Origin of the sequence: Gluconobacter potus, assembly GCF_015244705.1 — a bacterium.
GTDB classification, from domain to species: Bacteria; Pseudomonadota; Alphaproteobacteria; order Acetobacterales; family Acetobacteraceae; genus Gluconobacter; species Gluconobacter potus.
Window position 1 is genome coordinate 1 of the sequence record NZ_JABCQF010000002.1, and the last position, 22,502, is coordinate 22,502.

Annotated in this window: 29 protein-coding genes and 1 tRNA gene; 19 read left to right on the top strand and 11 right to left on the bottom strand. The window is 60.3% G+C overall.

The genetic code is table 11. From position 1 onward, the window contains the following. The first annotated feature begins 34 nt into the window (after nucleotides 1-34). A tRNA-Met gene (locus HKD31_RS04105) sits at nucleotides 35-111 on the top strand. Here the strand turns inward: HKD31_RS04105 and HKD31_RS04110 are convergent. The 4 genes from HKD31_RS04110 to HKD31_RS04125 form a co-directional block, all read right to left on the bottom strand. After that, nucleotides 68-1,765: a recombinase family protein gene (locus HKD31_RS04110; RefSeq protein WP_194264491.1), complete on the bottom strand. Its 1,698-nt coding sequence runs from the start codon at nucleotides 1,763-1,765 to the stop codon at nucleotides 68-70. The genes HKD31_RS04105 and HKD31_RS04110 overlap by 44 nt on opposite strands. 27 nt (nucleotides 1,766-1,792) lie before the next feature. Further along, nucleotides 1,793-2,173 (bottom strand): helix-turn-helix domain-containing protein, encoded by a 381-nt coding sequence (locus HKD31_RS04115; RefSeq protein ID WP_194264456.1) that lies wholly within the window; start codon nucleotides 2,171-2,173, stop codon nucleotides 1,793-1,795. Next, nucleotides 2,163-2,486 carry a type II toxin-antitoxin system HigB family toxin gene (locus tag HKD31_RS04120; protein ID WP_194264455.1) on the bottom strand — a complete coding sequence of 108 codons (324 nt, stop codon included), beginning with the start codon at nucleotides 2,484-2,486 and terminating at the stop codon, nucleotides 2,163-2,165. The genes HKD31_RS04115 and HKD31_RS04120 overlap by 11 nt, the downstream gene beginning before the upstream one ends. A gap of 100 nt (nucleotides 2,487-2,586) precedes the next feature. Then, entirely contained in the window at nucleotides 2,587-2,796 is a 210-nt protein-coding gene (locus tag HKD31_RS04125) for a hypothetical protein (RefSeq protein WP_228120205.1), read from the bottom strand. A gap of 136 nt (nucleotides 2,797-2,932) precedes the next feature. Between HKD31_RS04125 and HKD31_RS04130 the strand changes: the two genes are divergently transcribed. The 4 genes from HKD31_RS04130 (at nucleotide 2,933) to HKD31_RS04140 (ending at nucleotide 5,626) form a co-directional block, all read left to right on the top strand. Continuing rightward, nucleotides 2,933-3,649 (top strand): DUF2726 domain-containing protein, encoded by a 717-nt coding sequence (locus tag HKD31_RS04130; RefSeq protein ID WP_228120273.1) that lies wholly within the window; start codon nucleotides 2,933-2,935, stop codon nucleotides 3,647-3,649. A gap of 203 nt (nucleotides 3,650-3,852) precedes the next feature. Next, a complete protein-coding gene (locus HKD31_RS04135; RefSeq protein WP_194264452.1) occupies nucleotides 3,853-4,533 on the top strand; it encodes a DNA methyltransferase in 681 nt (226 codons plus the stop codon). Nucleotides 4,534-4,842: 309 nt separating this feature from the next. Further along, nucleotides 4,843-5,091, top strand: a complete 249-nt coding sequence (locus HKD31_RS16325) for a transcriptional regulator domain-containing protein (protein WP_370543895.1) — start codon at nucleotides 4,843-4,845, stop codon at nucleotides 5,089-5,091. 1 nt (nucleotide 5,092) lies between these two features. Beyond that, entirely contained in the window at nucleotides 5,093-5,626 is a 534-nt protein-coding gene (locus tag HKD31_RS04140) for a DNA -binding domain-containing protein (protein ID WP_194264451.1), read from the top strand. A 200-nt stretch (nucleotides 5,627-5,826) separates the two neighbouring features. Here the strand turns inward: HKD31_RS04140 and HKD31_RS04145 are convergent, their stop codons facing one another. Together HKD31_RS04145 and HKD31_RS04150 are read right to left on the bottom strand one after the other, a co-directional pair. Beyond that, nucleotides 5,827-6,234 carry a VOC family protein gene (locus HKD31_RS04145; protein ID WP_194264450.1) on the bottom strand — a complete coding sequence of 136 codons (408 nt, stop codon included), beginning with the start codon at nucleotides 6,232-6,234 and terminating at the stop codon, nucleotides 5,827-5,829. Further along, nucleotides 6,231-6,857, bottom strand: a complete 627-nt coding sequence (locus HKD31_RS04150; RefSeq protein ID WP_194264449.1) for a glutathione S-transferase family protein — start codon at nucleotides 6,855-6,857, stop codon at nucleotides 6,231-6,233. Before HKD31_RS04150 ends, HKD31_RS04145 begins: the two co-directional genes overlap by 4 nt. Nucleotides 6,858-6,972: 115 nt before the next feature. Between HKD31_RS04150 and HKD31_RS04155 the strand changes: the two genes are divergently transcribed. From HKD31_RS04155 to HKD31_RS04170, 4 genes are all read left to right on the top strand, one after another. After that, nucleotides 6,973-7,881 (top strand): LysR family transcriptional regulator, encoded by a 909-nt coding sequence (locus HKD31_RS04155; protein WP_194264448.1) that lies wholly within the window; start codon nucleotides 6,973-6,975, stop codon nucleotides 7,879-7,881. Between the two features lie 418 nt (nucleotides 7,882-8,299). Continuing rightward, nucleotides 8,300-8,911: a TetR/AcrR family transcriptional regulator gene (locus tag HKD31_RS04160; protein WP_194264447.1), complete on the top strand. Its 612-nt coding sequence runs from the start codon at nucleotides 8,300-8,302 to the stop codon at nucleotides 8,909-8,911. An 83-nt stretch (nucleotides 8,912-8,994) separates the two neighbouring features. Continuing rightward, complete coding sequence (locus HKD31_RS04165; RefSeq protein ID WP_194264446.1) at nucleotides 8,995-9,942, top strand: alpha/beta fold hydrolase; 948 nt, start codon at nucleotides 8,995-8,997, stop codon at nucleotides 9,940-9,942. Nucleotides 9,943-9,992: 50 nt separating this feature from the next. Beyond that, the gene (locus HKD31_RS04170; protein ID WP_370543888.1) at nucleotides 9,993-10,487 is read left to right on the top strand and encodes a LysR substrate-binding domain-containing protein; all 495 of its coding nucleotides are present in this window, start codon (nucleotides 9,993-9,995) and stop codon (nucleotides 10,485-10,487) included. Between the two features lie 21 nt (nucleotides 10,488-10,508). Here the strand turns inward: HKD31_RS04170 and HKD31_RS04175 are convergent, their stop codons facing one another. From HKD31_RS04175 to HKD31_RS04185, 3 genes are all read right to left on the bottom strand, one after another. Then, nucleotides 10,509-11,330 (bottom strand): NADPH-dependent F420 reductase, encoded by an 822-nt coding sequence (locus HKD31_RS04175; protein WP_338085531.1) that lies wholly within the window; start codon nucleotides 11,328-11,330, stop codon nucleotides 10,509-10,511. Nucleotides 11,331-11,417: 87 nt separating this feature from the next. Further along, nucleotides 11,418-12,836, bottom strand: a complete 1,419-nt coding sequence (locus HKD31_RS04180) for a DHA2 family efflux MFS transporter permease subunit (protein ID WP_194264445.1) — start codon at nucleotides 12,834-12,836, stop codon at nucleotides 11,418-11,420. A 48-nt stretch (nucleotides 12,837-12,884) separates the two neighbouring features. Continuing rightward, nucleotides 12,885-13,451, bottom strand: coding sequence for a hydrolase (locus HKD31_RS04185; protein WP_194264444.1), 567 nt, complete (start codon nucleotides 13,449-13,451; stop codon nucleotides 12,885-12,887). A 108-nt stretch (nucleotides 13,452-13,559) separates the two neighbouring features. Here HKD31_RS04185 and HKD31_RS04190 point away from each other — a divergent pair, with 108 nt between their 5' ends. The 4 genes from HKD31_RS04190 (at nucleotide 13,560) to HKD31_RS16330 (ending at nucleotide 15,539) form a co-directional block, all read left to right on the top strand. After that, nucleotides 13,560-14,189 carry a TetR/AcrR family transcriptional regulator gene (locus HKD31_RS04190; protein ID WP_194264443.1) on the top strand — a complete coding sequence of 210 codons (630 nt, stop codon included), beginning with the start codon at nucleotides 13,560-13,562 and terminating at the stop codon, nucleotides 14,187-14,189. Nucleotides 14,190-14,509: 320 nt separating this feature from the next. Further along, nucleotides 14,510-14,884 (top strand): alpha/beta hydrolase, encoded by a 375-nt coding sequence (locus HKD31_RS16005; protein ID WP_228120207.1) that lies wholly within the window; start codon nucleotides 14,510-14,512, stop codon nucleotides 14,882-14,884. Continuing rightward, a complete protein-coding gene (locus HKD31_RS16010) occupies nucleotides 14,862-15,101 on the top strand; it encodes a hypothetical protein (RefSeq protein WP_228120209.1) in 240 nt (79 codons plus the stop codon). The genes HKD31_RS16005 and HKD31_RS16010 overlap by 23 nt, the downstream gene beginning before the upstream one ends. A gap of 90 nt (nucleotides 15,102-15,191) precedes the next feature. Continuing rightward, a complete protein-coding gene (locus HKD31_RS16330) occupies nucleotides 15,192-15,539 on the top strand; it encodes an AraC family ligand binding domain-containing protein (RefSeq protein WP_370543896.1) in 348 nt (115 codons plus the stop codon). 439 nt (nucleotides 15,540-15,978) lie between these two features. On the opposite strand, the gene HKD31_RS04205 is transcribed toward HKD31_RS16330, so the two are convergent. After that, nucleotides 15,979-17,169 carry an IS91 family transposase gene (locus HKD31_RS04205; RefSeq protein ID WP_194265724.1) on the bottom strand — a complete coding sequence of 397 codons (1,191 nt, stop codon included), beginning with the start codon at nucleotides 17,167-17,169 and terminating at the stop codon, nucleotides 15,979-15,981. A 25-nt stretch (nucleotides 17,170-17,194) separates the two neighbouring features. Further along, entirely contained in the window at nucleotides 17,195-18,106 is a 912-nt protein-coding gene (locus tag HKD31_RS04210) for a tyrosine-type recombinase/integrase (RefSeq protein WP_194264440.1), read from the bottom strand. Between the two features lie 288 nt (nucleotides 18,107-18,394). On the opposite strand from HKD31_RS04210, the gene HKD31_RS04215 reads away from it, so the two are divergent. Genes HKD31_RS04215 through HKD31_RS04240 form a run of 6 tightly spaced genes read left to right on the top strand, consistent with a single transcriptional unit; the run spans nucleotide 18,395 to nucleotide 21,871 of the window. Further along, a complete protein-coding gene (locus HKD31_RS04215; RefSeq protein ID WP_194264439.1) occupies nucleotides 18,395-18,664 on the top strand; it encodes a helix-turn-helix transcriptional regulator in 270 nt (89 codons plus the stop codon). Then, nucleotides 18,665-19,783 carry a replication initiator protein A gene (locus tag HKD31_RS04220; RefSeq protein ID WP_194264438.1) on the top strand — a complete coding sequence of 373 codons (1,119 nt, stop codon included), beginning with the start codon at nucleotides 18,665-18,667 and terminating at the stop codon, nucleotides 19,781-19,783. After that, on the top strand, nucleotides 19,780-20,295 hold the full coding sequence (locus HKD31_RS04225) for a DUF2840 domain-containing protein (RefSeq protein ID WP_194264437.1): 516 nt from the start codon (nucleotides 19,780-19,782) through the stop codon (nucleotides 20,293-20,295). The genes HKD31_RS04220 and HKD31_RS04225 overlap by 4 nt, the downstream gene beginning before the upstream one ends. Beyond that, entirely contained in the window at nucleotides 20,292-20,897 is a 606-nt protein-coding gene (locus HKD31_RS04230; protein ID WP_194264436.1) for a S26 family signal peptidase, read from the top strand. Before HKD31_RS04225 ends, HKD31_RS04230 begins: the two co-directional genes overlap by 4 nt. Then, complete coding sequence (locus HKD31_RS04235; protein WP_194264435.1) at nucleotides 20,881-21,216, top strand: DUF736 domain-containing protein; 336 nt, start codon at nucleotides 20,881-20,883, stop codon at nucleotides 21,214-21,216. Before HKD31_RS04230 ends, HKD31_RS04235 begins: the two co-directional genes overlap by 17 nt. A 4-nt stretch (nucleotides 21,217-21,220) precedes the next feature. Continuing rightward, complete coding sequence (locus HKD31_RS04240) at nucleotides 21,221-21,871, top strand: lytic transglycosylase domain-containing protein (RefSeq protein ID WP_194264434.1); 651 nt, start codon at nucleotides 21,221-21,223, stop codon at nucleotides 21,869-21,871. Nucleotides 21,872-22,502: the final 631 nt, after the last annotated feature.

Below are 22,502 nucleotides of genomic sequence, written 5' to 3' on the forward strand. Positions count from 1 at the left end.
CACCACAAAAATCCCCAACATCATCACACACCACCGCGGGGTGGAGCAGCCCGGTAGCTCGTCAGGCTCATAACCTGAAGGCCGCAGGTTCAAATCCTGCCCCCGCAACCACTGATACCGACACTCCCGTGAGCAAAGCTCCGGGAGTGTTTCTTTTTTCAGACTTTCCAAGGGCTTGCCGCTCGATCCAGTTCAGGATCGTGCCCAGTTCCCCATACAGCATCGCGTCGATCTCGCCCCGGTTCGGGCCGGGCGTCAGCACGACCTTCTCGATCAGCGCCCGCAGTGCCTCGGCAGCTTCCAGCCGTTCCTCGGGGCGGTTGAGGGCGTCGGTCAGGCGGCCGACTTTCTGGGCGTAGATCGCCGAGGCACTCGGCAGCAGGTCAGGCACGACATCGGGAACACCGGAGAGTAGCGACGCCAGTTCGGCTTTGCGGGCTTCGAGCGTATCCATCTCTGCTTTCATGCTGGGATGGAACATGCCTTCCTTGATGGCTTCGATGATGCCCCGGATCTGCTTTTCGACCTTCACCTGTTCGACCTGCCAGACATCGGCGTTGGAGCGACGTTCGCGGTTGAGACGATTGGTCTCCTCGGCATAGGCACGCATGGCCTCGGCCGCGATTTCCGGCGCCATCATCCGGTCCTTGAGGCCGGAGAGCACGCGGCGTTCCAGATCGGGGCGGGGGATCGTCCGGCTGTTGGTGCAGGAACCATTGGTGACGTGGGACGAGCAGGCGAAGCGGTCGGAACCTCGCAGTGTGTAGGGACCACCGCACAGCCCGCAGAACAGCAGGCCCGACAGCAAGGATTTCGGGCGGCGCGTGCCGTTGAGCCGATTCCGCTTGTGATGCGCCCTTACAGCTTCAGTGACGTTGACGTATTTCTCGGCGATGACGCTCTGGCGAGCTTTCGTTGCCTGCCACAACGCGTCGTCGACGATCCGCAGGTCGGGAACCTCCGTCACTACCCATTCTGACTCTGGATTGAGGCGTGAGACGCGCTTGCCCGTCGATGGATCTTTGACATAGCGCTGACGGTTCCAGATCAGGCGCCCGATATACAGCTCATTGTTGATGATGCCGGTGCCGCGCTTCACGTGACCCCTGATTGTGGTGTCACTCCACAGCTTGCCCTCGGGACCAGCAACGCCCTGATCGTTCAGGGCTTTGGCAATGGCGCGTGGACCGATACCAGCGGCGAAGTCGTGGAAGATACGACGGATGATCTCCGCCTGGCGGGCGTCGATTTCGCGGTCGCCCCGGATCTGCTCGCCCTTTGCGTCGAACTGCCGGACAACGCGATAGCCATAGCACAATCCACCGCCGGATTTGCCGCCCTCGACCCGGCCGCGCAGCCCGCGATGGGTCTTGGCCGCCAGATCTTTGAGGAACAGGGCGTTCATCGTGCCCTTGAGGCCGACATGCAGTTCGCTGATCTCGCCCTCGGCCAGGGTAACGATCGGAACGCCGGCGAATTTCAGGTGTTTGAACAGGGTGGCCACGTCGGCCTGGTCGCGCGAGATGCGGTCCAGCGCCTCAGCGAGCACGATGTCGAAGCGTCCGGCCTGGGCATCTTGCAACAGGGTCTGGATACCGGGACGCAGGATCATGCTGGCGCCCGAGATGCCCGCGTCCTTATAGGCGCCAATGACCTTCCATTTTTCCCGCTTTGCGTGTTCGCGGCAGATGCGGAACTGGTCCTCGATCGAGGCGTCGCGCTGGTTGTCGGAGGAATAGCGGGCATACAGGGCGACGCGGGTCATGGGGATGTTCCTTGGTGGTGTTTCCTGTCAGGCGACCTTGTCCATCCGGCTCGGTCGGATCAGCACCTCGGCGGAGATGCCGAGGCCGTCATGCAACTGGCGGATCATGTCGATCGACAGGCCGCGTTTGCGGTTCATTACGTCGGCCACCCGGTTGCGCGGGCCGATCATTGGCTCCAGATCCTTGCGGGTGAGGCCCTGTTGCTCCATGCGGAAGCGGATCGCCTCGACCGGATCGGGCGGGTCGATCGGATGGTGCTTCGCCTCATACGCGTCGATCAGCGTCGCCAGCACGTCGAGCTTGTCACCGTCCGGCGTGCCGCTCCTGGCACCCCACAGCCGCCCGACTTCTTCGAGTGCCGCGTCATAATCCGCCTCGTTGCGGATGGGTTTCAGATCAGCCGTCATGCTCCACCTCCGTCACGTCGATCCTGTCATACGCCTTGTGCGTGCCGATCCATTTAATCCAGACGATGCTTTTCTCGAAATCGACCGCCACGACCAGGCGATAGGCGTTGCCCTTGATGTTGAAGACGATCCGCTCCGCGCTGACGATACTGGCCGTGGCATAGAGCCGCTTCACATCGGCGGTGCTCGCCCAGGCGGCCCTGCCGACTTCGGCGAACCAGGCGTCCAGCGCTGCCTTCACGGCCGGCTGGTCCTTCTGGCCCGTCAGGCTGTCGACGAACTCTCTCAGCGTTCGACGGGCGATGATCCTCATTGACTGACCTTATATCACGGGACCATAATGGTCACAAGAAAAATACACGACTGCCCGACGAAAGGGCGTTCGCCGGGGAAACGCAGCCGGGAAGGGGAGGCTACCGCATAGGACCAGATCGGTTCTGCCGGGCCTGTTTCCGCTCCAGCGCGCGGGCACGCTCGAACTGCTCGCGGGCTATCTGACGGCCGATCAGGCGGGCGAGGGAGCGGATGGCATCGTCGGACGGGCGGAATGCGTCTTCGGCCGTTTCCGCCTTACTGGCGGGGCTGAACACCTTGATCCTGATCCTGTCGGGTTTGCGTGCCATCCTGTCCACCTTCCCGGTCATGGGGCGACAGAACGATGAAGGACAGGACAAGGGGATTTGAGAAGACCATACGCAGGTCAATGCGGTAATCGGCGGTGATCGCGCAGAAAAGGGAGGCTTATCGCTCGTGGAAAAAATGATCATTCTTCTGGCGATTGGATACGCCCTTGGATTCTATATCCGGGGTCGGCGCGCGACGGCCGACCTGGCACAGGCCGGGCAGCAGATTGCCGAAAGGAATGCTCGACTTCAGACACTGGATCGTCAGATCTCTGGACGCGATACAGAAGTTTCGTCTTTGCGTCGTCGGATTGCTACGCTGGAAACACAGGCCGCTGACCAGAAGAAGGAGGCAGAGCGTCGGCGGCAGTATTTTCAGGACAACGATCTGTCCAACACGCAGAATCAGCTACATTTCATCAGTCAGTGCAGCCTGCGCGCCGTCCGGCCCGTCAACAAGGAGGCTGTGCAGGTACTCTACGCGCTCGACGAGTGGATCAGGACATATCAGCCCGACTGGCGTTTCGCCTTCGAGGTTTCGATGGGTGGGTTCATCAGAACGACTTACGATCCGGAAGATCCGCGTCAGAAGCAGGCTTTCAGCTCCTATAGCGGCAAGCGTGTCGATTTCCTGCTGATTGATCGCTATGGGCTGCCTGTATTGGTGATCGAATATCATGGCACAGGCCACGATTTGTCCGGCGATGCGGATGACCGCATGGCGGTGAAGCGTTTGGCTTTGCAGAAGGCGGGTGTCCCGCTGCTCGAAATTCCCGAAAAGATGGCCAAACCTCAAATCATGGCTGCCATTTCCGAGGCAGCCGGGTCGGCTCTCAAGGTAAAAACAGGCTAAGGGCGCTGCCCTCGCGCCGGAAAGGGTTCGCGTCAGCGCGCTGACGCCGCCCGATAGGGTGTCCCCGATCTTCCTGCGCTACGCTCCGTGCAGACCGGGAGAGACCCCTCCCCATCGGTCGCCCTTGCCATTGCTACCCCGCTGCTCGCCGCGAGGCAGAGGAACAGCGGGGGCTGTTCCTCGCGGAACAAAGGGCAAAGACCATGACCGGTAATACCAACACGGCGACCGATTTCCGCAATACCATTCTCAACGGCGACAGCGTGGAACTGATGCGGGCGCTGCCTCGCAATGCTGTGGACTTCATCCTTACCGACCCGCCTTACCTGGTGAACTATCAGGGCAGGGATGGGCGGAAGGTCCGCAACGACGACAATGCACGCTGGCTCCGGCCGGCGGTCAATCAGATGCACCGTGTTCTGAAATGGGGCGGCCTTGCCGTGAGTTTTTACGGGTGGAACAAGATCGACCTCTTTGCCGAGGCGTGGAAGGCGGCCGGTTTTCGCATGGTCGGGCATATCGTCTTTCGCAAATCTTACGCGTCATCGTCGGGGTTGCTGCGCTACGAGCACGAAAGCGCCTATCTTCTGGCAAAAGGGAACGTGAAGCGGCCCGGCCAGCCGGTGCCGGACGTGATCGACATGCCGTATTCCGGGAACAAGCTGCATCCGACGCAAAAGCCCGTCGTGGCTCTGCTGCCCCTGGTGGATACATTCTGCCCGGCTGGTGGCCTGGTGCTGGACCCATTTTGCGGTTCGGGTTCGTCGCTGGTGGCGGCGCAGCATCTTGGCCGGGACTGGCTGGGGATGGAACTGGATGCGGACCATGCGGCAACGGCGACCCGGCGCCTGGCCTGGCACGCGGCGAAGAAAGTAGCGGCGTAGGAAGTGAGCGCCGCAGGGCCGACAATTCGGTTCTGCGGTCCCCACTTTCTTGATCTATCTGTCCGCACAAATTTGCGCCGATCCGACGTAGCGGATCGGCGCGAGGGGAAGGAAACGAAACGCCGCTCGCCGGACGAATGCCCGGCTCGCGGACTATTCTGGCACGCGCCGACGAACGTAATAACGTGGTGCGATCGCGTTACGAGATCGACATATCTCCAAACACAGTCTGCACAAAATCTTCCTATTGCGCATCCTGATGTTCCTGCTGCCAGAAGCAGGCGCAAAAAGAAGGGTAACGCGATGCCGATGTCAGATTGGCAGTCGCCGGCCGCTTACGAACACGCACAAGACATAGCTGCCGCCGGCATGGCCTGGGAATATCTTCGACGTGATGATGAATATCGTCGCTCGTTCCGAAAGATGAAAACGCTTCCGGCTCCGAAACCTCGGGGCAGGAAAGCCTTTTCCAAACGATGGGGTCTGCGATTTCCCTGTCGATCCGGTGCAGCCTGCCGGCCGCACGCCTGTTTTCTGGATACCGGAACTCTCGCCTGACGTGATCGAACTGCGCGAGGCTCTGGCGAATGCGAAGGATCCGGCCGTCATGCCGATTAACCTTGCGGAATTGCCGGACCTCGTCGCGCGGCTGGATGACGGTGGAGCGTGGCATGGTTTCTGGCAGCCCGGCGCGTCGGCACATCAGGTTTGGCTCCCGACACGTCCAGTGGGTGGAGCTGCCACCTATGTCGCTATCCTGCCACTTGATAAGCTGCTGGAGCTTCGCGCGGAGGCCGTGCTGCGTTTATGGCGCGCGCTGGTCGGCCGGTCTGAGGGCAAGCGGACTCACGATTTCCCAAAGCAGACACGGGATCGGCATATCATGATGCTCCGGGCGTTTGATGGTCGGGCGGCTGGCGCGAGTTATCGCAAGCTTGCTGAGGCATTGCTTGGGTTTTGTGGCAGGAAGGTCGATTGGGACAATGATCCTCGCAAGAACCAGGTTCGGCGTCTCGTTGCCGATGGTCGGTATTATGTTCGTGGGGGTTACCGTGATCTTTTGCGCTATCCGATCCGACTGTCTGATCGTTGAGATAAGGCATGTCCGGTGTTTTCCCGTTCGGACGAAGGCGGTGTCGGGAGAATTAGCTCGCGAGCATATTCATCGTTTGCCAATGGAGAACTTCGCATCGGCAAAGCACTTCCTGAACTGCCAGCCCCAACCCCTTGTTTGGGATGGGCAAGGATACCCTGCACTCATTTATAATTTACTGCGGTCTGAGCACCATCGGATTACTTGAGGATTTCGTTGAACTCCAGGACGTTCCTGTCCGGATCACGAATGAAACAGACAATGCGTCTGTCTTGTCCCATCTGGACTGGTCCTTCCGTAATGACGATCTGTTCCTGTTCCAGCCAGCGCACCAGATCCGCCATGCTCTCAACAATGAACGCCGCGTGCGTATAGCCCGGGCGTTTGATAGGAACATCCATAAGAATATTCCCGACCGGGTCTGGCACGCCATTGAAAATGAGATGGATACGAAGTCCGGACGGGTGATGTAGGCCGCAGGCCTTCACGGCCGGAGCGAACTCTTCCGGATCGCGGATAAAGCCGAATTTGGCATAGAACCGTTCAGAAACGGCGAGATCTGTCACGCGAATGCCAACATGATCGAACGTCAGGTGCGCGAAGTTCATTGCCCGCATCCTGTTTCCAGGCCAGCCACAGTTTTCTGAAGTGGGACAAAGCCCTTCAGGCTCTCCACACGCTGAAGCCAGACAGCAATCGCGTCATATCCCGATAGATCAACATTTCCCTCCGGTGCTCTTGCGATATAGCTGTAGAGAGCGACATCCGCGATCGTGGGCTGCTGGGTTCCTGCAATCCAGGTTCTGTCCTTCAGAGCGTACGCGATCACTTTGAGTGTGTCATGAGCGCGCTGAATAACCTCTGCCGTATCAAATGATGCGCCAAAAACTGTCACTAGGCGCGCAGCGCAACATCCATAGGCAATCTTTCCCGCCGCTACAGACAGCCAGCGTTGCACTTCCGCCTCTGTCACTGCGTTCTCGGGCAGCCAATGAGACGGACCGACTTTCCGTGCCGCATACACAAGGATGGCATTGGAATCCGGAATAATGATCCCGTTATCTTCCAGGACGGGAATTTCCCTGAAGGCATTCAGCTTCAGGAATTTCGCAGTCTTCTGCTCACCTGCGGCAAGGTCAACAGGCTTCAACTCATGAGGCAGGCCAGCAAGAGAGAGAAAGAGATGCGCTCGATGCGCATGTCCCGAAAGAGGGTGATAGTAGAGTTTCATGGGAACTCCCGAAAGAACGACAGAACAGGAGCATTGTCTTTCCACGGGGCAAGATGCGCGATAATCTCTCAAAAATGCATTTCACTATTGCGGTTTGCGCTCATAATCTACTGAGTTGCAGGAGAGACCTCTGATCGACCTTCAGACATTACGGATTTTCATGGCCGTGGCCGATCAGGTCAGCTTTGTCGGAGCTTCCCGGAAACTGGGGCTTTCCGCCACCACAGTGACCCGGACGATCAGAAACCTGGAAACTACCTTAGGGCTGTCCCTGTTCAACCGTACAACGCGCTCTGTTCATCTTACGACGGAAGGGGCGGAGTTTCTGGTCCGGTGTCGTGCAGCGATTGCCGATCTGGATGGTGCGGTCGCTGTTGCACGAGGCGCGGGGACGGAGCCACAGGGCGTATTATCGATTACCGCTCCAGTTATTTTCGGGCGGCTACATGTTCTTCCCGTTGTTACGGACCTTTTGAAAGCTTGGCCACAATTGACCATACGGCTCTTCCTGACAGACCGGGTTGTTCATCTTGTGGAGGAAGGGATCGATCTCGCCATCCGGATTGCCCCGCCGCAAGACAGTGCCTTGAAAATGCAGAAAATCGGCGAGGTCCGGAAAGTTTTTGTCGCCAGCCCGGCTTATCTGGCACAGCATGGAGAGCCACAGAGTCTTGAGAATCTCGCGGCACACAGTCTCATCGATATCGATGAATATGCGACTGGACATTCGGAATGGCGACTGGGCGGAAAGAATGAACCTTCAGTCAGAATTTCACCTCGGCTCTACGTCAATAGTATAGACGCGGCCCTTGCGGCTGCCAGAGACGGCCTCGGTATTACCAGAGCGTTGTCGTACCAAACCCATGATTCTATCGAAAAAAAACAGCTTTGCAGAGTTCTGGCAGATATTCCTACGTCTGCATTACCTGTCTTCATGCTGTTTCCGGCCAGGGAGCGCCAATCCGTTAATGTTCGGATGTTTCTAACCGCCATGAAAGAACGTTTCATGACAGGTACTTTCTAAAAAGCACGCTAGTGTCCTGTCCCGCAAATAGCGTTACATAAACGTTCAACTTGTTCGACGGTGGCCTTGCATGTAGCGGTCCGGACAAATGGTTTCGCTCTGGCGTTATAAGTCTGGACGAAGGCATTGATTTTCTCAGTGAGATCTCTGGCACTGACGAAAGAAGCTCGGCGTATCTAACGTTCGGTGAGGAGTGCGAACCAGCGTTCGACCTGATTGAGCCAGGATACGTAGGTTGAGCATCGCTCGAATGGCGAACACAAATATTATCTTTCGAATTTATCCTAACTCTTTCCTGCCAAAGTAATGCTAGAACGGACCGTCCGGCCCGACTTAGCAAGCGCGCAGGCGGGAGCCGTTCTGTTCTTCTTCAGATGCCTCACCTATATGTATCACTCAGCACATATTGGGGACCAGAATGACGAAGACGCCTGCAGCACGACGCGGCAGACCGCGTAACTTTGATCGGGATAAAGCCCTCCGAAGCGCCATGAACGTGTTCTGGCAGCATGGTTTTGACGGTGCGTCGATGACTCAGCTTGTCGATGCCATGCAGATCAACTCGCCCAGCATTTACGCCGCCTTCGGCAGCAAGGAAGACCTCTTTCGCGAAGCAGTCGAACTGTACATTACGTCTGATGGTGACTCGACCATGCGGGCACTGACCGATGATGGTGACGTGCGCGACGCGCTACGATCAATGCTGGCCGAAACGATCCAGACCTTTAGCCGCTATGATGAACCGCGCGGTTGCCTCATTGTGCTCGGCGCTCGCCATCTCGGGCCTATTGGTGATCCCGTTCGTACTTTCCTGCGAGACCAGCGTGAACGCATCCGCGTCCGGCTCGCAGAGCGCCTGTTAAAGGCGAAACAGAAGGGTGAACTGGCACCCGAAGCTGATGAGGAGGTGCTCGCGACCTGCGTCATGACATTCCTAAACGGGATATCGATCCAAACCGTAGACGGCGTGTCGCAGCCGATTTTGCTCGCTGCGGCAGAACAGTTCATGGATCACCTGTTCCCCCGCTGATATTATGTACTGCCTATCACAGAATCCTTGCGGGTCGGCACTGAGTAATATATGTGTTGCGCATCACATAAAGGATGATGCGCATGCAACCTACCGGATTTTCGATCGGTGAACCTGTCTCTGGCTTTGGTTCAGTAACGAGCGTTCCCCTTCTGCCTGATGGCTTTACCGATACCTTCAAGAGCTATCTGGTCGATATCGGCACCTTGCGTTTGCATGCCGTAATCGGCGGCAAAGGGCCGGCGTTGCTGCTGCTCGGCGGTTGGCCGCAAAACTGGTTCGCGTGGCGCGCGCTCATGCTGCCGCTTGCCGAACGCTTCACCGTTATTGCCGTCGACCCGCGCGGCGTCGGCCTCTCCGACAAGCCGGAAGATGGCTATGATGCCGATACGCTGTCCGCCGACATGTTCGCGCTCATGGATGCGCTCGGCCACGAACGCTTCGCCATGGTCGGTCACGACATCGGCATGTGGACCGGTTACGCGATGGCCGCCGACCGACCGGAGCGGATTGCCCGCATTGCGCTGGGAGAGGCGATCATCCCCGGTCTCTCCGCGTCGCCGCCGCTGATTAGCGACGACCGACGCACCAGCGACTTCCTGTGGCACTTTAACTTCAACCGTGCGCTCGGCGTTAACGAGGCGCTGGTCCGGGGCCGTGAGGCAATCTATTTCGGCTACCAGTTCGCCACCAAGGCGGGTTCGCCGGAGGCGCTCCCCGCCGCTGCGCGTGAGTTTTACATCGAACAACTGCGCCGCGACCCCAAAGCCCTGCGCGCGAGCTTTGAATATTACCGGGCAATCGATGCTTCGATCCCGCAATATCGTCGGCGCATGGCACGCAGGATCGCGCTGCCGGTGCTCGCCTTCTCCGGCGCCCTGGCGTGCGACGACATGGTCGAACAGGAACTCCGATCCGTCGCCGACAACGTGCAATCCGTTATCATTCCCGACAGTGGCCACTATCCGGCCGAGGAACAGCCTGAAGCTCTGCTTGCAGCACTTCAGGCCTTTCTCGCTCCCTACGCCTGACAGACAGGAAACACGACTACCCTATCCTGACACACGCCATGGCCTAGGATGTGGATTGCGTCGTGCGGGCCGGCGCGCTTGCCGACAGCGACATGGCGGCCCGATCTCTGGGGGTGATGGAAGAAGTCACTGTGGCCAGCCCGGACTATCTGGCGCAGCATGGAATGCCCGCGACACCGGAGGACTTTGAGGGCCATCAGATGATCGGTTTCGTGTCGTCGCGCACCGGCCAGCCCCTGCCGCTGGAGTTCATGCGCGGAGACGAGGTGATCGAGGTGATGCTGCCGACGCGGCTGTTGGTCAGTGGCGCTGAAACCGGTGCCGCGGCCGCGCGGCAGGGCTTCGGCCTCGTGCAGGCACCACGTTACCGCTTCATTGATGATTTCGCGAATGGCACGCTGATCGAGGTTCTGGCCGATTTCCCACCGACACCCACGCCGCTCTCGGTGCTTTATCCGAGCAACAGGCAACTTTCTCCGCGGATACGTGTCTTCGTTGACTGGGTGATGGAGGTTATCGGCCCGAGACTTCATCCGGGCGCGTGAGGTCTGCCGCGTGAAGCCGTATCAGGCTGGTGCTTCGAAGCTGCCAGGACTTTGATCGGTCGCCGTCCATTGTGCAGTGCGGTCAGGACTGGCCGAAGCCAGCGCCTTCGCAACACCCGCCGCATCCAGATCCGCGCAATAGACCGGCGTTCCCGGCTGCTGGCGCCAGGATTCCGCCAGAGGCCCGGCATCAACAGGATTGAATCCGATGTCGTCGACCAGTGTCATGACGGCTTTCTTCGCGGACGCACTGTCCCCCGCGACCGGCAACGTGATGCGGTTCGCCGTGCCCTTTGGGGTTCCATTTTCCAGCAGGTGCTTGGCGTAGATGTTGTTGAAGACCTTGATGACCGGGCGACCGATCTGTTCCGAGACCCAGACGCTTTCCACCTTGCCTGCTTCGATGGCGGCGATGCGTCCGTCCCGTTCGCGGGGATAATAGTTCCCGGTATCGACGATCACCACATCTGCGGGAACATGTTCGAACGGTTTGTGGCCCAGGGTTGGGATGTTCTTCTCGGGAATAGTGACGACGATCAGGTTCACGTCCTTCACTGCATCCGCGACGGTAACGGCTTTCGCGCCGGTTTCCCGCGCCAGTTCGGTCAGCGTCTGCGGGCCGCGTGAGTTGGCGATTTTCACGTCATGGCCACAGATCGTAAATCTGCGGGCCAGTGTGCCGCCAATCTGGCCTGCGCCTATAATGCCGATCTTCATGCCATCGTCTCCCGGTTTGCGAATACTGGTTCTGAAATGGTGTGCTTTCGGACCGAAACCAACCAGGCCCACGTTCTGGATTTCAGGCAGGCAGCTTCCGCCTTCATGTCGGATAATCCGAAGCACGAACGAGTGACCTCAAAAGCGGACGACGTTGGCCAAGCTTGCCTGCGTGGCTTTATTTCCTCAGGAGAGTATCAATGCCCGGCCAGTTCAGTTCGATCCGAACTGGCGTTTCTTTTCTGAAGGCTTGATGAAGCGCGTGGCGAGCAACAGAGCGCCATGGAATAACGCGAGCAATCCAAATGTTTCGGCATAAGCCTCTGATGCAACATGAGACGGACCGATCCCCGCGAGCCGCCACCCAAGGAATGTTGCGCACGCTGTAATCAATGTCGGCCCGCCGATCCTTTGCATGATGTTCAGCGCCGTCGTTGCCATCGGAATATCCGCGCGTGCGATCGAAGCGTATCCCGCGCTCATCGCCGGAATGCCGACGGCGCCCCCACCTCCGCCACGCAGCAACAATGCTAAGGCGAGCAGGACGACATGCAAACCGTTATAAGCGAGCGCCGCCAGGATCACTGTTCCGGCCAGCGAAAGCAGTGCGCCGCAACCAGTCAAGTTGCGTGCGTCAAACCGCTCGCTCAGACGGCCAATGAGCGGATAGACGCACATCATCCCCAGACCCAGGGGCGCCATGAACAGGCCTGTCCGCTCGGGCGAGACACCGCAGGCGTGGATCAGCCATACGGGCAGAAGCATCTGACCCGCGAACGACACCCCGTTCGTCAGAAACATGATGATCGCCGACACCGAAAAGGCGGGTGCACGCAGCAGGCGCAGGTCGATCAGCGCGTCATCGCCCTTGCGTCGTGCGGATCGGATATACAGGAGGAACAGCACGAGGGACGCGCCTAAGGTCGCCTGTCCATAAAGCCTGGCGATATGATCCATGCCGAAGAGAAACGAGACGAGAGAGGGTGCGAGAAATCCGAGCCCTGTCAGGTCAAACGGACGGGGCCGCTCGTCATGCTGATCGTCAGGGAGAAACAGAACGGCAAGGGCAAAAGCCGCAAGTCCGACCGGCACGTTGAGAAGAAAGATCCAGCGCCAGGACGCGACGGAGAGAATGGCGCCCGCGAGGACCGGTCCAAGAAGTGGCGCGAGCAGAACGGGCACCGTCATCGCGCTCGCGACCCTCGGCATCTGACGGCCCGCCACACGGGCAACCGTCATCTGCGCCATAGGGGCAAGCAGGCCGCCCGCCATGCCTTGCAGCAGACGGAATACGATCAGGGACGGCGCGGACCACGCCAGCGCGCACAGGCCTGATGTCAGCGTGAAGGCACCGAAGCACCATAAATAGACGGCTCGCCCCCCGAGGCGGCTTACGAGCCATCCATTCAGCGGCAACGTCAGGGCGAGCGCCAGCAGATAGCCACTGACCACCCACTGAATGTGTGAAAACGGCGCGTGCAGGGTAGCGACAAGATCTGGTAGCGACACATTGACGATCGTGGCGTCCAGTTGCGCCATGAAAGACCCTATCGCCGCGACGCTCACGATTTTCCAGATGCCCGGAGGCAGTTGATCCGGGTCTGAGCCTGGCGACGACGTTCTGGCGTTCATGAATGATCTCGCCGGGAACCGCGAGACACGCAGACATGAGCCATGCGTTTACGCATCCAGCGCGATCGCGTCGCTCGTCGTCACCCGGCCGAGGCGAGGAAAAATCTCCTCGCAGGCAAAGCGCTGCATGTCTTCGGTGAATGTGGACATGACATCCTCGACGAGCACGACGTTGTATCCATGCTCATGCGCCGCTCTGGCGGTAGATTCCACACCCAGATTGGTGGCGATTCCGCCGAGCACGATGGTCGTGATACCACGTCGCCGTAACTGAAGATCGAGATCCGTGCCGTAGAAGGCACCCCATTGCCGTTTCGTGATACGCAGATCGGTCGGTTCGGCAAGCCCGTCGACCAGTTCAGCCCAGTCTGGTGCGAAGCCGCCAGGCGGTGAAAAGGAGCGATCGACAGCCGCATTAACGGCATCGGCGAAATCTGGCGCGAACGCTACATTAACCAAAATGACCGGAGCTCCGGCGGCTCGGAAACGCGCGGCGAGTTCTTTTGATCGCTCAACAATCGCCGTACCCGGTGTGGGAGCCAGGGGAAGCCCCGTGATGCCCTTCTGGAGATCGATCAGGACGAGGGCGGTCCTGGTGGCTGGGAGTGAAATCATGGCAAGACCTTCCCTGTTGACGTTCGACCGTCATCCCGAACCGTTGTCCGGAACACGCGGAAACGTTAGTAAGTTGAGTAGGCACTCAAGCAGGGGTATTATTTGAGGATGGACTCAAATTCGTCAAGAGGTAAACGGACATCTCTTCAGCCGCTGCGCGCGGCTGGGCGTCAGCGCGTCGAGGAACTGCTGGAGGCCGCGTCCGACCTCATGGCGGAACGAGGTTACGAGGCGACAACCATGGCGGAGATCGCCGCGCGTGCCGGGGCGAAGATCGGCTCGCTCTATCGTTTCTTTCCGAACAAGGAGGCGGTAGCGGACACTTTGGTGCAGCGGCATATCGCCGTTCTGGAAGACGAATGCGCGGCACTTGCCAAACGTGCCGCCACGCTGCCCCCGGACGTTTTGGCGGACGTGCTGATCGAACTGCTTGTCACGCTTCATCCTCGCGTGAAGTCCCTTTCCGCGCTGATGGAAGCACGGACTGACAAGATGGAGATCCGTGATCGTGCACGGGGACATGCCATAGCCGGAATTGCGGCAGCGTTGCGTGTCTGTGCGCCAGGGTTGGATGAAGCACTGGCGAGAGATATTGCTGCGGTCGTTCTGAATACCATGAAAATCTTGCGCGGCATGCTCGCGAAGGATGCTCCTGCGACGCTAGGTGCGCCCGAAGAGTTGCGCCGAATGAACCGTCTTTATCTTTCAGACCGGCTGGCACCCTTCCGAAATATTTGAGCCAGTGCAATGGACACGAAGCCATAATTTCCCGGATTGATGAGGTATTGGACAGACGTCGTGAGAGCCTTGTCGCCGTCGCGGAGAGTGAGACGTTGGCGAAGATTTCGCCTTCGTAATGGAAATTGTTGTCAGTTTTTGCTCATTCTGAAAGCGGACATACCTCGCCATTTTTCAACGGAGATCGAACTGATATCTCTTTGATCGTGCGATAAGACACTTGAGATCCATGGCCGATCTGGCGTTTTATTTGGCTAGAAGCGTTCTATTGGCCAATCGGTAAAACCATTATCAGGAAGCATCGTGAAAGGAAGGTCGCAATGCGGAATGATATTGAGTTCCCATCTGAGGGAAGAACGCTCCGTGGCTGGCTTTATCGCCCAGAAGGAGAAAAGGACAAATATCCAGCAATCGTGATGGCGCATGGTCTTTCTGGCGTTAAGGAGCAATATCTCGATCGCTACGCCGAAGTTTTCGTCGCCGCAGGGTTTGGGGTGATCCTGTATGATCACGCCAATTTCGGAGCGAGTGACGGCATTCCCCGACAGGAAGCCGACCCCGTGCTTCAGAGGCGGGGTTACCGTGACGCCATCAGTTTTGCCCAGACGGTTCTAGGGAAAAGCTCCTGCGCTGTTTCCGGCAGTCTCCGACAGGCCGGAAATAGCGTGCGCCATGGGCGGAACAGATGCCTATGATTTCTTCAACGGCACCCGGAGTTTTGCACCGACATGGTGGAATGAACTGACCCTTCGTAGCGCCGAATTCGCACGCGAGAACGAACCCGGTATTCATATCGCTCGAATCAGCTCCACCCCTCTACTGATGATCGTCGCTGATCAGGACATCCTGACGGCGACTGATATCTGCCTCGAAAGCTACCAGTCAGCTTTGCCCCCAAAAAGCTACACATGATCCACGGGGGACATTTCGACCCTTATGTACGGTGCTTTAACGAGACCAGCCAGGCCGCCCGAGAGTGGTTCATTGAACATCTGATCGATGATGCCGTACATTAATAATTCTAAACCCGCTGATATCCAGGCGCTTGCGCGGGACTACGTGGATGGCGAGACAGTTGGTGAACACTGCCACAAAGATGGTCAGTTCATTCATGCGACTGAAGGCGTCATGGAGATCCGCACCCCGACGCGTCTGTGGCTTGTGCCTCCGCAACGCGGTTTATGGATACCGCCTCGCACCCCGCATGCGTTAAGAGCGCGGGGCAAGGTTACCCTTCGAGCGGTCTATATTGTTGCCAGTAGAGCAACATTTTCTCTCGGTGAACAGCCAAGTGCCTTTGCTGCTATGTTCAGGCGAATTATGGGGGTAACGCCTGGTAACTATCGTTAGCGCTCTCTGAGTAGACGAATATCTGCGCCCATAAACGCAACAGCGAACATAGAGTACGCCATCAATAGATGGGTTAACCTAAATCTATGACTGTTCGTATCTTTGAGTAACTCCGAAGCGGACTTTCCGCATTCCTGAAGAGTTTCGGGCGCCGTGAGGCGTACGAAAGTCGGGGAGGACCGAACCCGCGACACCGGGACTCAGTTATGGGGAATTTGCAACTGGCGCTGCCCTGAGGCGCCCCTGAGCGGGGTCACGTGGCGGCATTCGTGACGCGGCAAAGGGCGTTTCCCGCTGATCCTACACATGAAGATGACAGGATCTTCAGGGCCAGGTGCGCACTCTCCGCCGTTTTTTCGCGTTTTGCGTAAGCCTGTCGGTGTGCCGGAACGAGACGGTTCCGGCAGGCATCGGGTTATAGGGTCATGTCTGCCGGTCATCATGCTGATTCCCCGGCCGGATCAGTCGCCCGTGGCGGTCCTCTGGGCTGGCACCAGCGGGGAAGGATCTGGATAACGACCATCTGCCCCCCACAGCATGGGCAGGGCGGTGGCGTGACCGGTCCGGACTCCGGGACTTCCGCCGCTGGTGTGGGGATGACATTCAGCAGGTCCCGCGCCCGGGCGAGACTGGCCTTGCGGTTGGAACTGGCCAGCAGGCCGTAATGGCGGATGCGATGAAATCCCCGTGGCAGGACATGCAGCATGAAGCGGCGAATGAATTCATCCGTGCCAAGCGTCATGACCTGCTGCTGATGCGCGGTATCCCGGCGGTAGTCCTTGTACCGGAACGTCACGCCCCTTTCGTCGAACGCGAGGAGACGGCGGTTCGAGATGGCGACGCGGTGGGTATAGCGCGACAGATAGGCCAGCACCGCTTTGGGACCGGCAAAAGGCGGTTTGGCATAAACGACCCAACGCCTGCTGCGCACGGGGGCCAGATACCGCAGAAAGTCACGGCGGTCTGCCAGGGAAGCAAGCTGGCCCCGAAAGGCCAGCCGATCGGCCTCGAAAAGCGCAAGTAGCCGGGTGAGGAACAGACGGCGAAACAGCTTGCCCAGCACGCGAACGGGTAGGAGGAAGGCCGGGCGCGACGAGATCCAGCGCTGGGCATCGGGCGACAGGCCGCCACCCGGCACGATCATGTGCACATGGGGATGGTGGGTCAGCGCCGAACCCCAGCTGTGCAGCACGGCGGTGATGCCGATGCGGGCACCCAGATGCCGGCGATCGGCGGCGATCGTCATCATCGTCTCCGAGGCGGCCTGGAACAGCAGGGCGTAGAGAACGGCCTTGTTCTGCAGCGCGATGTCGGCGATCCGTGCCGGCAGGGTGAAGACGACATGGAAATACCCGACCGGCAGCAGATCGGCCTCCCGTTCGGCCAGCCATGTCCGTGCGGCGTTCCCCTGACAACGCGGACAATGACGGTTGCGGCAGCTGTTATAGGCGATCCGCCAGTGTCCGCAGTCCCCACAGGCCGCAACATGACCACCCAGGGCTGCCGTGCGACAGTGCTCTATCGCCGACATGACCTTGAGCTGCTGTAGGGGAAGACGTCCGGCATGGGCTGCCCGCCAGGCAGGACCGGCAGCCCGAAAGATATCGCCAAGTTCGAGCGAGGCGGACATGACCGTGCCCACCGAAGCTCGGGGATCAGCCGTCGGGCCTCGCCTGCGTCGTCGCCAGGGCCCCCAATGTGTCGAGCGGGCTGATCACCGCCCGCACAGTGCGGGTAGCGACCCTTGTATAGAGCGCTGTGCTGTTGAGACGGGCGTGACCCAGCAGGGCCTGGATCACGCGGATATCGACGCCATCATCCAGCAGGTGCGTCGCAAAACTGTGCCGCAATGTATGGGGACCGACCCGTTTGCTGATCGACGCGGCATGGGCCGCGGTGACGACCACACGATGTAGTTGCCGGGTGCAGATGGGCCTCATCGCGTTCTGGCCGGGAAACAGCCAGCCCTGCGGATGCATCACGCCCTGCTGGCGGCCGAGTTTCCACCACTCCCGTAGCAACGTCAGCAGGTCGGCCGGCAGCATGGCGTTGCGGTAACGACCCCCTTTGCCCCGCTCGACCCGCAGCAGCATGCGCGCGCTGTCGATATCGCTCACCTTGAGAGCGGCCACCTCGGCGACGCGCAGGCCCGCCCCATAGGCGACCGAGAGCGCCACCTGGTGCTTGAGGCAGGTGGTCGCATTGAGCAGGCGGGCAACCTCATCGCGGCTCAGCACGACGGGCAGGTTGCGGGGATGTCTGGTACGAACCAGCTTGCGCGCAAGATCAGGTCGGTCGAGCGTGTAGGTGAAGAAAAATCGCAGCGCCGACACGATACTGTTCATCGTCGGTATCGGCAGGCCGGCCTCGTGCTGCTCGATTTGGAACTGACGGACCTCCTCCGCCGTCGCCGTGTGCGGAGAACGGCCCAGATGGGTCGCAAAACGACCGACGTCACGGATATAATTGCGCTGCGTCTCGCGTGAGAACCCTCGCATTGTCATGTCGTCGATCAGGCGCTGGCGAAGAGGGCTGATCGCGCCTACAGAAATAAGCTCCGTCATCATCTGGCTCCTTGTGTTGGACACAAGCCAGAGTGCGGCGGACCATCAGGCCAGCTTCAAATAAAACACCTCTCTCACGCCGTGGTGACAGACAGCCACGCTACACCATTCCCGCGCAGCGGGTTCGTTCTCCCCTCCCATGGCGGTCGTTTCCAATAAGCCTCCCCCATCGGGATGCCGGAATCAATCCCTCTTGCTTCCGGCACTCTCAATCTCGCCGATCTTCCGCCACGGTTCGCCATGGCCCGCTGTCGTTGCCGACAGCCGCCGAACCCAACCGGAGGCCCGATCATGCTCGATCCCAAGACGGGGTTGCCGCCCCGTTTCCTGCGCACGCCCGATGCGGCGCGCTTCCTCGGCATTTCCATCCGTACGCTGGAAAAGCACCGTACCTACGGCACAGGCCCGACCTATCGGAAGATCGGTGGCCGCATCGTCTATGCCCTCGACGACCTCCAAGGCTGGACCGAGAGCGGTGTCCGCAGATCCACGACCGATGTGACACCCAGCCGGGTCTTTCCGGCCCGTCCGCTGACCTTGGCCGAAAAGGCGACCCTTTGAATGGCCAGCGTCATGCCGCGGCGCGGGCGGCAGGGGCGCGAGAGCGAGCGGCTGCGCCTCGATCCCTTCGTCATCGCGGGCAGCGATGCCAGCCCTCGCGATCAGCGCGACCTGATGGAGCGGCCGTTCTTTTCGCTCTCCAAGGCAAAGCGCGTTGCGCCGATCCTCTATGAGGCCGGCGGCCAGAGCGTCGAAATTCGTGGTTTGGCCGAGCACGGCATGGCGACGATCTGGGATGCCGACGTGCTGATCTGGGCTGCCAGCCAGATCGTCGAGGCCGAAAATGGTGGCCTCAGGACATCCCGCTTTCTGCGCTTCACCCCGTACCAGCTTCTGACGGCCGTTGGCCGTGCCACGGGCGCAAGGGAATACCGCCTGCTCAAGGCGTCGTTCGCCCGCCTGCAATCGACTGTGATCCGCACCACCATCCGTAACGACGAACATTGGCGCCGACACCAGTTCTCCTGGATCAACGAATGGGAGGAGCGGACGACACGCGACGGCCGTGTCGAAGGCATGGAGTGCGTTCTGCCGGACTGGTTCTATCGCGGCGTCATTGACCGGTCGCTGGTCCTGACCATCGACCCGGCCTATTTCCGTCTGACCGGCGGCATCGAACGCTGGCTCTACCGCGTCGCCCGCAAACATGCCGGGCACCAGCCGCAGGGCTGGCTGTTCGAGATTCCCCATCTTCATGAGAAATCCGGCAGCCTGGCGCGTGTCTCCGATTTCGCGTTCGACCTGCGGCGCATCGCTGCTCGCCAGTCGCTCCCCGGTTATCGCCTGGCGATCCGGCATGAAGGGCGGCGGAATCTACTGCATATTCGCCCCTTAAACTTACCCACAGTGCCTGTGGATGATGGTGTGGACGGACACGGGATTTCGGGCGCAGGGACTATCGGGACTTCGGGCGCATCACTATCGGGATTTCAGGCGCACGAACCCCAGCTAAGCCTTTGGCCTGAAACACGGAATCGCGCTCCTAACTTAGAGTCTAACTTAGAATCTAACTTTTTGATGTTGGGGCGACCGGATGTCGACCGTGGTGCCGGTGCCGCCGACAGGCCGCATGATCCGCACGCGTATGGTCTTTCTCCCATGCCGGGAGACGGGCCATGACCAGCGCCACAACGCCCCGTGCGCGGGGCCCCGCCCTGCCGTTCGCACACGACGCCTTGACCCATGTCGAACTGACCCACATCGAGAAGCGCGTCGAGAACTGGATCAGGTTCGGCCATGAGGCTCAGGAACAGATCCTCGACCGCCGACGTCGTATCTTTTGCTTCCGTCCCGGCAGCGTCTTCGCCTTCGTCCGCTGGGTAGCCAATGATTTCGGCACGATCGCATCGCGCATCGACATCCTGCGCGCCGTGGCACCGGGAGACGCCTGTCAGACAGTGCCCTTCGTCCGACCGGGCGGTGAAATCCTGCTGCGGGTCGCGGGCTGGCCGAAGGTCGAACAGGTGCTCCGTCATATCGATGCGCTGGAAGAGGCCGGCATCGACGCCTGCACGGTCGCACCCGATCACTGGCGGCATGTCGGCAACCGTCTGAACGCGGGTGATCGGCCGCGCACCTACACCATGGCACGTCATCGGGCGTGGCTCAGACGGCAGGAGATCGTGCCATGACCCGCTTCGGTTATGTCATGGCGACGTATTTTGCCGCGATGGGCGTGGCCGTTGCTGCCATCGTTCCCGTGCCGGTGAAGCTGCTCTGGAACGCATCCGCCAGCGCGCCGCTCGGCCTCTACGACCTCACAGCGTCGAACGGGCTGAAGGCCGGTGATCTGGTCGCCGTCAGGCCACCGAAACCGCTGGCCGATTTCATAGTCGGACGCGGCTATATCGGGCGGGGTGTACCGCTGCTGAAGCCTGTCGCGGCGCTGCCTGGGCAACAGGTGTGCCGTGTCGGTCGTATCGTCACCGTGGATGACGTGCGGCTCGGCGAAGCGCAGGACCGAGACCGGCGGGGGCGCGTGTTGCCGGTCTGGCAGGGCTGCCGCCGCATTGGACCTGATCAGATTTTCCTCATGAACCCAGCCGTTCGCGACAGTCTGGATGGGCGCTATTTCGGCCCGCTCCCGCGCGCTGGCGTGATCGGCCGGGCGACGCCGCTCTACACCGACGCGCGCGGCGACGGCCATTTCGTCTGGCACGGCCTGTTCGCTGAGAGGTCGATGCCGATCCTTTCCCATATCGCTACGGAGACTTCCCATGCCGCAGATCGGTAGCTTCACGCGCGACAAGGCCGGCTTTGCCGGGCGTATCCAGACCTTCCTCGGTTCCCATGAGATTGTCATCGTACCGGCTGAGAAATCGGATTCCGACAACGCACCGGATTATCGCATCCATCGTGATGACGAGGATGGTCCGGAGATCGGCGCCGGCTGGAAACGCACGGGCGAGCGGGCCGGTGATTACGTTGCTCTGCTGATCGACGATCCGCTCCTGCCGCAACCGTTACGTGCCAATCTGTTCCGTGACGGCGGCAATGGCGGTATCTGGTCGCTGCACTGGAGCCGCCCCCAAAAGCGCGATGGACGGGACTGACCCCATGCGCAATCAGACCCGGATTGCGTGTCTGCTGATGGCGGGATGTCTCGTGTCCATGGCACCGTTTGCTGTATCGGCGCAGACATTTGACGTCCCGTATGCCGCCGAGGTCACTGAGGCTGCGCGGCGTTTCGACATTCCAGCGATCTGGATCAGGGCCGTCATGGGGGCCGAGAGTGCAGGTGATCCGGGCGTGGTTTCGTCGGCGGGTGCGATGGGGCTGATGCAGATCATGCCCGGCACATGGACAGATTTGCGCGTCCGCCATCATCTCGGGCGTGATCCCTACAACCCGCGCGACAACATTCTGGCAGGCGCGGCCTATCTCCGCGAACTGCATGACCGCTACGGATCGCCGGGTTTTCTCGCCGCCTATAACGCCGGCCCCGATCGCTATGAGGCGTCTCTGGCAGGGCGTCCATTGCCATTGGAAACGCGCGCCTATGTCGCCGCCATTGCGCCGATCATCACAGCCGGTGGCGATGTTCCCGTCGTGATCGCCGCGCCCGATCGGTTTGCCTGGCCCCGTGCGCCGCTCTTCATCGTGCAGCAGGATCGCAGCGCGGCGGCATTGTTGCGAGATATGTCGGGGATCATGCCGCGCTCGGATGGTCTGTTCGTGGTGGCTGGCAACATGGGATCGCGGCCATGATGACGATGTGCAGGGCAGAGGGTGGAGAGGCACAAAGAGGGCAGAAAAGGGAGCGCAAGATTAAAGCGGACGGCACCCCATGGGTCCGATCCGCAGGGTAAGCCCTTGTCTGCACATTGTTTTGGGTGGCACCCCCTTTGAGGGGGTATGGTGCCGCCACAGGCGGCGTAGCCAGTTTCCGCCCCGTTTTTCGCGGCACTCCTGCCTGTTTTTGGCAGTTTCAGGCGGATCGGCAGTCATGAGCGCGGGTGACGACAACCGGTTCCGCCCGAGGCCGGGGCGTATCCGCGCCGACACGCCGAAAGTCGGTCGTGCCAGAAGTTTCCTCACCAGGGTGCGGACCGTCACGCGCCAGCAACAGGCGGCGAGCGGCGGGAGCGGACGCACCCGAGGTGGCGGTCCTAGCCATGCGCCAAGGGGGGAGGGAAGCATCGCGTCCGGACGTGGTGTGCGACGTGGACGCGGGGCGACGTTCGTGCGCGCCCGGAACCTCTCGAATGGCTGGAGCCATCGCCGACCAGGCAGTCGTCGCGTTGTCGTCAAATCCCGCTCCGTCCGGGCCGCCGGGCGGAATGGCAAGGCCGCCGCCCATCTTCGCTACATCCAGCGCGACGGCACCGCCCGCGATGGT

Coding starts and splice junctions, on each gene's coding strand:
- HKD31_RS04110 (WP_194264491.1), bottom strand. CDS start 1,765: ATGACCCGCGTCGCCCTGTATGCCCGCTATTCCTCCGACAACCAGCGC.
- HKD31_RS04115 (WP_194264456.1), bottom strand. CDS start 2,173: ATGACGGCTGATCTGAAACCCATCCGCAACGAGGCGGATTATGACGCG.
- HKD31_RS04120 (WP_194264455.1), bottom strand. CDS start 2,486: ATGAGGATCATCGCCCGTCGAACGCTGAGAGAGTTCGTCGACAGCCTG.
- HKD31_RS04125 (WP_228120205.1), bottom strand. CDS start 2,796: ATGGCACGCAAACCCGACAGGATCAGGATCAAGGTGTTCAGCCCCGCC.
- HKD31_RS04130 (WP_228120273.1), top strand. CDS start 2,933: ATGATCATTCTTCTGGCGATTGGATACGCCCTTGGATTCTATATCCGG.
- HKD31_RS04135 (WP_194264452.1), top strand. CDS start 3,853: ATGACCGGTAATACCAACACGGCGACCGATTTCCGCAATACCATTCTC.
- HKD31_RS16325 (WP_370543895.1), top strand. CDS start 4,843: ATGTCAGATTGGCAGTCGCCGGCCGCTTACGAACACGCACAAGACATA.
- HKD31_RS04145 (WP_194264450.1), bottom strand. CDS start 6,234: ATGAACTTCGCGCACCTGACGTTCGATCATGTTGGCATTCGCGTGACA.
- HKD31_RS04150 (WP_194264449.1), bottom strand. CDS start 6,857: ATGAAACTCTACTATCACCCTCTTTCGGGACATGCGCATCGAGCGCAT.
- HKD31_RS04160 (WP_194264447.1), top strand. CDS start 8,300: ATGACGAAGACGCCTGCAGCACGACGCGGCAGACCGCGTAACTTTGAT.
- HKD31_RS04165 (WP_194264446.1), top strand. CDS start 8,995: ATGCAACCTACCGGATTTTCGATCGGTGAACCTGTCTCTGGCTTTGGT.
- HKD31_RS04180 (WP_194264445.1), bottom strand. CDS start 12,836: ATGAACGCCAGAACGTCGTCGCCAGGCTCAGACCCGGATCAACTGCCT.
- HKD31_RS04185 (WP_194264444.1), bottom strand. CDS start 13,451: ATGATTTCACTCCCAGCCACCAGGACCGCCCTCGTCCTGATCGATCTC.
- HKD31_RS04190 (WP_194264443.1), top strand. CDS start 13,560: ATGGACTCAAATTCGTCAAGAGGTAAACGGACATCTCTTCAGCCGCTG.
- HKD31_RS16005 (WP_228120207.1), top strand. CDS start 14,510: ATGCGGAATGATATTGAGTTCCCATCTGAGGGAAGAACGCTCCGTGGC.
- HKD31_RS16010 (WP_228120209.1), top strand. CDS start 14,862: ATGGGCGGAACAGATGCCTATGATTTCTTCAACGGCACCCGGAGTTTT.
- HKD31_RS16330 (WP_370543896.1), top strand. CDS start 15,192: ATGCCGTACATTAATAATTCTAAACCCGCTGATATCCAGGCGCTTGCG.
- HKD31_RS04205 (WP_194265724.1), bottom strand. CDS start 17,169: ATGTCCGCCTCGCTCGAACTTGGCGATATCTTTCGGGCTGCCGGTCCT.
- HKD31_RS04210 (WP_194264440.1), bottom strand. CDS start 18,106: ATGATGACGGAGCTTATTTCTGTAGGCGCGATCAGCCCTCTTCGCCAG.
- HKD31_RS04215 (WP_194264439.1), top strand. CDS start 18,395: ATGCTCGATCCCAAGACGGGGTTGCCGCCCCGTTTCCTGCGCACGCCC.
- HKD31_RS04220 (WP_194264438.1), top strand. CDS start 18,665: ATGGCCAGCGTCATGCCGCGGCGCGGGCGGCAGGGGCGCGAGAGCGAG.
- HKD31_RS04225 (WP_194264437.1), top strand. CDS start 19,780: ATGACCAGCGCCACAACGCCCCGTGCGCGGGGCCCCGCCCTGCCGTTC.
- HKD31_RS04230 (WP_194264436.1), top strand. CDS start 20,292: ATGACCCGCTTCGGTTATGTCATGGCGACGTATTTTGCCGCGATGGGC.
- HKD31_RS04235 (WP_194264435.1), top strand. CDS start 20,881: ATGCCGCAGATCGGTAGCTTCACGCGCGACAAGGCCGGCTTTGCCGGG.
- HKD31_RS04240 (WP_194264434.1), top strand. CDS start 21,221: ATGCGCAATCAGACCCGGATTGCGTGTCTGCTGATGGCGGGATGTCTC.